We start from the raw sequence: 7,344 nt of genomic DNA on the forward strand, positions 1-7,344 counted from the left end.
TGCCGGCGGGCGGGTGCCGCTCAGGACCGCGGTTCCGGTGCCTCCGGCGCGTCCACGGTGTGCCGGTACAGGGCGTCCACGGTGCGTTCCAGGGCCTCGTCGAGCGTCAGGCGCGGCTGCCAGCCGGTGACGCCGCGGAACGCGGACGCGTCGATCTCGATGCTGTGGAAGTCGCCCAGTTCGGCGTACTCGGGCGGGTCGACGGTGCGGACGGGGACGGGGGGCCGGCCGGTGCGCTCCGCGACCAGGTCGGCGATCCGGCGGAAGACGTCGCCCAGCGGTTCGCCGTGGCCGCTGCCCAGCAGCCAGTGCCGGCCGACGAGTTCGTGCCCGTGGTCGAGGGCGGCGGCGAAGGCGCGGGCGATGTCGTCGACGTGCAGCATGTCGCGGCGGACGGTGCCGTCGTGCCACATGGTGATGGGTTCGCCGGCCAGGGCCCGTTTGGCCATGGCCGCCACGACGCCCTTGGAGGTGGTGCGGCCGGGTGCGCAGCCGATGACGGTGGGCAGGCGCAGGGTGATCCCGTGGACGTCGCCCGCCCGCGTCGCCTGCTCCAGCAGCCGCTGCGCGGCGAGCTTCTGCCGGTCGTAGGCGCCCTGCGGCTCGTCGGGCTCGGAGCCGTCGATGCGCGGGGAGGCCGACAGGCCGACCTGGCTCGCCGCCCCGGCGTAGATCACCGTGACCGGCCGACCGCCGGGCCCCGGGCGCAGGGCTTCGGTGAGGTGCCGCATGGTGCCCACGTTGACGCGTTCGGCGACCGGGTCCGCGCCCCGCCAGTTGATGTCGCCGGACAGGTGGGCCAGCAGATGGACGACGACGTCCGAGCCGGCCACGGCGGCGGCGAGGGCCGCCGGGTCGGTGGCGTCGGCGGTGCGCAGCTCGACGTCCTTGGCGTCGGCGACGGCCGCCGGCGGGCGGTGGCCCCGGGTGACGAGGCGCAGGCGGACCGGCCGCCGGACGAGTTCGGCCGCGACGGCGGAGCCGATGAACCCCGAGGCGCCGAGCACGGTCACCAACGGGCGCTTCTCCTCGGCGTTCACGCGCGGCCCCCCGTCCGGATCTCCCCCGGGTGCGCGCCGTACAGGGCGGCCTCGATCTCCAGCGACTTCTCGTAGTCCGGCAGCATCCCCCGCTCGGCGGACTCCTCCAGGGTGAGGGCCACGCTGTCGCGGTCGGACAGGATGACGTCCTCGTGGGGGACGGGGAGGTTCAGTGCGGGGTCGTGGACGGAGACGGCCTGCTCGTGCGCGGGGTCGTAGGGGACGGAGAGGAGGTACGTCATGACGGCGTCCTCCAGGGCGACGAAGGCGTGGCCGAGCCCGACGGGGAGGTAGACGGCGCTGGGGTGTTCGGCGGTGAGCACGACCGACTCCCACACCCCGAAGGTGGGCGACCCGACGCGTACGTCCACCACGATGTCCAGCGCCCTGCCGTGGGAGCAGTGGACGTACTTGGCCCCGCCCGGCGGCGTCGTGGTGTAGTGGACGCCCCGCACGACCCCGCGGCGCGAACGGCTGTGGTTGGTCTGCCGGACGGGGAACAGGCCGTGCCCGGTGGCCTTGGCGAAGGCTTCTTCCTGGAAGGGCGAGGCGAGGTGGCCGCGTTCGTCGGGGAAGTTGTCGGGGACGCAGTGGAAGGCGCCGGCGATCCTCAGTTCACGTACGTCCATGAAGGGGCCTTTCGGTGTGGGTGCCGTTGGGGAGGGGCCGATGGGGACCGTGGGGGAGCCGGGACGGCCGTCGTCCGGGCGGCGGGCGGCGCGCCCGCGTCCTCGTCGGTCACCAGCGGTCACCTCCACTGCCCGCCCGGCGGGAGTCGTCGACGGAAGACGGAAGGGGAGAGCCGACGGCGCGAAGGCGCTCCGTGGCCGGTTCCCGGCGAACCGGACCGGCAACGGGGTTGTCGGGGCAGGCAGCACGGGCGCTCCCTGCCGTCCCCCTGCCGCCCGGTCACCGAAACGATGCTCCAGCGGGGCCGTTCAAGGAAAGCGGCGTTCGAGCCCGACGCCCCACCGGCGCCGGTGCCGCGTGCCCTGGACCGCCGACGGGGGCCGGGAGCGGTACGGTGTTCCGGCCCGCGGAGAAACCGGCGCGGACCGGCCCGGGCCCGAGCCGCAGGTGTTCAACCGCGTACCGTGCCCGGTTGAACGGCCCCCGGTGCCGCCGGCGCGGCCGCTCCCCCGACCGGGCCTTCCCCGCTCGCCCCGGCGACAAGCTCAACCAACGTGCCGGACGGCCGAAAAGCAAGACGTGGAACCGGTCATCCGCCGACGCCGCCCGGGGGCGCGCGGGACGGCAAGCGGAAGGCGACGGGAGGTGACAGGAGGCGGGAAGGCGACGGGAAGAGGCCGTATCCGGGCGCCCCCGGTGAACTCCCGCGTGCCATCCTGGCCTTCGGGGCCGAACCGCTTTCCGATCCGTCCCGGGAACCAGCGGCCTCCCGCGGCCGACTTCCTCGGGGCGGCGCTCTTCCCCTGAACGACACCGGGAGCCACGGAATCCGTCCGGGCCGGGGAACCCCACCGCGAACTCTTCCGGTCACCGGGGCGCGGGCCGCGCCGGTGGCACGGCACGGAGGCGAGCGCCCTCGCCCTCCGGAACCGGACGACGGCGGCCTCACGGCCTCGGAGGGGACACGATGCAACACGGTGCGGAAGAACGGCCGGTGGGGCCGGAGGGGCCGGTAGGGCCGGTGGGGCCCGAGCGGACGCGCCCGCCGGCCGAGGACGGACGGCCCCGGTGGGTGCTGGTCGGCATCGCCGGAGTGCTCTCGTTCGTGGCCATGCTCGACATGAACATCGTCAACGTCTCACTGGCCGACATCGCGCACGATCTCCGGGTCTCCCCCTCCATGGCGCAGTGGACGGTCCTGGGATACCAACTCGCCGTCGTCGCCCTCCTCTTGCCCGCCGGGCGGTGGCTGGACGTGAGCGGCGGCGGTACGGGCACGGGGCTGCGGCCGGCCGTCCTGACGGCCACGTCCGGGTTCGCGCTGTGCGGCCTGCTCTCCGCGGCGTCGCCGTGGATGCCGATGCTGGCGACGGCGCGCGTGCTCCAAGGGGCGTTCGCCGCCGTGCTGTTCGTCCTCATGCCCGTCCTGGCGGCCCGGTCCGTACCGCCGCACCTGCGCGGCCGGGCCATGAGCGTCCCGGCGACCCTGGGCCCCCTCGGCGCCGTCACCGGGCCCGCCGTGGGCGGCGTCCTCCTCGACGCCTTCGGGTGGCGCGCGGTCTTCCTCGTCAAGCTGCCGTTCTGCCTCGGGGCCCTGCTGGTGGCGCGCCGCGCGCTGCCCGCCCGCGGCCGCCTCGTCGCCCCGGACCGCCGGCTGCTGGCGGACGCCGCGCTCGTCGGCGGCGCGATCACGGCGCTGTTGCTCGCCCTGACCCTCGCCCCCTCCTCCCCCGCCTGGCTCCTGCTGGCGCTCGCCGGCCTGCCGCCCGCGGTGCGGTGGCTGCGCGGGCCGGGCGCCCGGCCGGTCCTGGACGTCGTCCGGGCCTCGGGTACGCAGGGTGTCTACGGCGCGGTGTTCGCACTGGCCTGCGGCTTCGGCGCCATGCACTACGTCGTCGCCCTGCGGCTGCAGGACGACAGCGGGCTGTCGGCGACGGCCACCGGCCTGACCGTGCTCGCCTTCCCGCTGGCGATGGGCGTGGCGGGGCCGCTGGGCGGGCGCCTCGCCGACCGGTACGGCCACCGCCCGACCGCCGTCGCGGGCGCCGCCCTCACCACCCTGGGCCTCTTCCTGCTCACCCTCCTCGGCGACCACGACTGGTCCACGGGCGACATCGTCTGGCGGCTCGCGATAGCCGGGGCCGGCATGGGCCTGTACGGCGGGCCCACGCAGGCCCTGGTGATGAACGCGGCACCCCCGAGGGCCGCCGGCACGGCCGGCTCCGCCGTCCAGCTCTCCCGCAACCTCGGCTTCACCTTCGGCCCCGCCCTCGCCTCCGCCACCTGGGGCCTCACCGACTCCCCCACCGGCGCCCGCTACGCCCTCGCCGTCGCCGCGGCGACGGCCGCCCTCGCCTGCGCGCTCCTCATCGTCCGCCGCACGACGGCGGGCGAGACGGAGGGCGCGACGGCTCCCGTGCCACCGGTGAGCCGCTGAAGGGGCACCCCGGCCCAGCCCGTCCGGCGCGTGAGAACAGCACGCTTCGGAGGTCTGGGGGCGGAGCCCCCAGGAAACGGTGAATGGGGGTGCCCCCTCTGGGGGAGGGACCGGGGCACTTCACACCCACCGGCCCGCCACCCGAGCCATGGGGGGCACGACGGCTCCCGCGCCGCCGGTCGACCGCCCAGGCCCGCACACCGGCAGGCCCGCACACCGGCAGGGCGAACACCCGACGAGGCCGGACGTCACTCGTAATGCACCACAGCCTCCAACGCCGCCGCCCGCACCTCCTCGTCCTCATGCCGCCGCAGCTCACGCAGCAGCACCCGCCACTCCTCCGGCCACCCCAGCCGCTGCCCCTCGGCGGCCACCAGGGCGACGGCCAGCAGCCCGCCCGGTACCCCGTCGGCGGCGGCCGAGTGCCGCGCCGCGGCCAGGACGACGGCGGGATCCGGCGGCGGTGCCCCGACGGCGAACTGGTTCCGCAGGTACTCCGCCATACGGCAGGCGAGCCCGGGCCGGCCCCGGAGCGCCTCGGCCAGGGCCGACAACCGGGCCCGAAGAAGCGGGAGTTCCTGTTCCGGGACGATCAGCGCGCGCAGCAGGTCGGCGCGGGCCTCGGCGAACGCGGGCTCGCCGGCCAGCTGGGCGGCCACCGCCTCCAGGACGGGGACGAGCCCGGGATCCGGGCGGGAGGGCACGCCGTGCAGCAGCCGGCGCAGCCGCTGGCGGGCGGGAAGGTCGCGGTCCGGGCAGGCGTCGTACTCGGCGCGCCGGACCGCGGCGAGGAGCTCGCCGATCGTGTCGTGGAGCAGACTGCCGGGCGCGGCGCCTCCGACGGGGTGGGGCAGTCCGGAGACGGCCAGGGAGCCCAGCGCCCGGGCCGCCTCGAGCCAGCCCACACGAACGTCGAAGTCGGTGACGGTCTCGCGGAGCACGGCGGCGGCCCCGGGAGCGTAAGGGGCCCAGTCGGCCAGCGCTCCGAGTGCCGCCTCGCGCACCTCGGGGTCCTCCGTGGAGCACACGTCGGCGACCAGCCGCGCGTACCGGGGTCGGTGCGCCGCGGGCAGCCGCAGGGGCGCGGTCGCCAGGAGCGCCCGCCGGACGCGTGGCTCCGCACGCCCGGCGTGGTCGAGCACGGTCCACGCGTCCGCCGCGCCGGGCAGCCCGGCCGCCGCGGTGACGGCCGCGGCCCGGACGTCGGGGTGCTGGTCCGGTATCCGGTACGCCGCGGCGAGCAGCGCCGCGGCGCGCGGCGCCGGCAGGAACCGGGCCGCCAGCCGGACGGCTTCCTTCCGGCTGGTCACCTTGGCGCCGGGCTGCCGGAGAAGCACATCCTCCAGCCGGCGGGCCAGCTCGGACGGCGCGACGGACCGGGCCGCCCGGCCGGCCGCGTACACGGCCACCCGGGCGCGGTCGTCACCGGCGTGGCCGAGCAGGGTGCCGAGGGTGTCAGCGGGCCGGCCGCCGCGCGGTAGCGCGGCCAGCGCGGCCTCGGCCAGGAGCACGTCGGGCGCGCCCAGTTGCCCCAGCACCAGCCGGTGCCCGGCCGGCAGTCCGGCGACCGCGTCCAGGGCGGCGACGCGCTCGGGCAGCGGCCGGAACACGTCGTCGACGACCGCGCGGGCCACCCTGACGACCGCCTCCTGCTGGCGGGGCAGCAGCCGGTCGCTGTGGCGCGCGTCGGGCAGGGGCCGGTCGGCGCCCGGGGGCAGGAAGCGCCCGTACGGCGGGCGGTCGCCGAGGAGGACGTCGAGGAGGTCCGTCCGGCTCGCGGCGAGGACTTCCAGGACGGGCGGGAGGGCGGCGGCGGAGGGCTCGCGTTCCAGAACGCGGGCGGCGCGTTCGTCGCGCGTCGCGGGCGGTTCCAGCCACAGCCGGACCGCCGTCGTGAACGCCTCGTCGTCACCGGTGCCGAGGGCGTCCTCCAGCATGCGCTGCAGCGCGGGCATCCGGTGGGCCCGCCGCCCGAGGGCGGTGGTGAACGCGAACAGCAGCCGGTGGTCCCCCTTTTCCTGAGCGGCCTCCAGCCAAGGGCGCAGCACCTCGAAGAGCAGGTGCTCCTGACCCCGCCGCAGGGTGCGGTGCAGCGGCCCGAAGGCGCGGTCGCCGATGTGCCCGGTGACGCGCTCCAGGGCGTGCAGCGCCCAGTCGAGGAGAGCGGGCCGGGAGTCCTCGGTCGTGCCGTGCTCGACGAGCAGTCCGACGGCGAGCCGGCGCAGGGCGTCCCGGGTGGCGGCCGACGTGTCGCGGGCGCCGAGGGCGTCCGGCAGGATCCGGTCGAGCGGCCCGGCGTCCTCGGCGGCGAACCGGGCGGGGTGCAGGTCCGCGAGGGCGTCGAGGGCCGCGGCGCGCACGGGGTCCCGCTCGTTGCGCAGCCGCCGCGACATGAGCTCCAGCACCTCCGCCACCGCGGCCCGTCCCCCGTCCCGTCCCGCGCAGGCGATCAGCAGCGGCCAGACGGCGGCGCGGTCGCCCGCGTCGGGGCGGTCGAGCGCGGCGAGCAGTTCGGGCCTCGCCTCGTCGAAGGGACCGTGCGAGCGGATATCCAGCAGGTCGCGCCAGAACCACACCGGCGCGTCGGGGTCGGTGAGCTCCCGCCGGACCTCCGCCCAACGGCGCTCGCGCGGGAGGAGGGCGAGGTCCAACACGGGTACCCGCCCGGCCTCGTCGGCCGCCGTGACCTCGTCGAGGAACGCGGCCCGGCGGCCCGGCGGCCCGGCGGCCCGGCGGCCCGGCGGCCCGGCGGCACCGCCTTGACCAGGGCCGTCAGATGCGTCGTCCTCGTCCGCCAGTGCCGGCCCAGCATGGGGAGGGACGGCGGGTCGGCCCGCACGAGCGCGCGGAACACCCCGGACGGCAGGCCGGGTTCGTGACGCGGGCGGTCCCGCTCCGGCGCGAGGAGCCAGCGGACGAAGCGTTCGGCGTCCGCGGCGACGAGGGCGCCCGCCGAGCGGCGGAGGCAGTGGGGCAGGGTGCCGGGCCCGTGCCGCTCCAGCAGGGCGAGCACCCGCTCCGGCCGGGTCGCCGTGACGACGGCCAGGGCGCCGGCGTGCCGCTGCCACCAGTCGGCGTGCCCGGAGCCCCGGGGCCGTTCGGCGAGGTCCCGCTCGGCCTGGTCGAGGAAGGGGCCAGGGTGGCGGCGGGCCAGACGGACCGGTGAGGTGAGGGCGTGCGCGAGCCCGGGCAGCGCGGTGGCCACGAAGGGGGTCGAGCAACCGGGGAGCAGCCGGG

The 7,344-nt window shown here is 77.0% G+C and carries 5 protein-coding genes; 2 read left to right on the plus strand and 3 right to left on the minus strand.

Going from position 1 to position 7,344, the window contains the following annotated elements; translation table 11 throughout:
• Positions 1–20: 20 nt before the first annotated feature.
• The gene (locus tag JNW98_RS16655; RefSeq protein ID WP_223769019.1) at positions 21–1,040 is read right to left on the minus strand and encodes an NAD-dependent epimerase/dehydratase family protein; all 1,020 of its coding nucleotides are present in this window, start codon (positions 1,038–1,040) and stop codon (positions 21–23) included.
• Positions 1,037–1,669, minus strand: a complete 633-nt coding sequence (locus tag JNW98_RS16660) for a dTDP-4-dehydrorhamnose 3,5-epimerase family protein (RefSeq protein WP_223769020.1) — start codon at positions 1,667–1,669, stop codon at positions 1,037–1,039. The genes JNW98_RS16655 and JNW98_RS16660 overlap by 4 nt, the downstream gene beginning before the upstream one ends.
• A gap of 968 nt (positions 1,670–2,637) precedes the next feature.
• Here JNW98_RS16660 and JNW98_RS16665 point away from each other — a divergent pair.
• Entirely contained in the window at positions 2,638–4,107 is a 1,470-nt protein-coding gene (locus JNW98_RS16665; protein WP_223769021.1) for an MFS transporter, read from the plus strand.
• 248 nt (positions 4,108–4,355) lie between these two features.
• On the opposite strand, the gene JNW98_RS16670 is transcribed toward JNW98_RS16665, so the two are convergent.
• Positions 4,356–6,761, minus strand: coding sequence for a hypothetical protein (locus JNW98_RS16670; RefSeq protein WP_223769024.1), 2,406 nt, complete (start codon positions 6,759–6,761; stop codon positions 4,356–4,358).
• A gap of 221 nt (positions 6,762–6,982) precedes the next feature.
• Between JNW98_RS16670 and JNW98_RS16675 the strand changes: the two genes are divergently transcribed.
• Positions 6,983–7,273 carry a hypothetical protein gene (locus tag JNW98_RS16675; RefSeq protein ID WP_223769025.1) on the plus strand — a complete coding sequence of 97 codons (291 nt, stop codon included), beginning with the start codon at positions 6,983–6,985 and terminating at the stop codon, positions 7,271–7,273.
• The last annotated feature ends 71 nt before the right edge of the window (positions 7,274–7,344 follow it).

It is taken from the genome of Streptomyces huiliensis (assembly GCF_020037025.1).
Taxonomy (GTDB): Bacteria; Actinomycetota; Actinomycetes; order Streptomycetales; family Streptomycetaceae; genus Streptomyces; species Streptomyces huiliensis.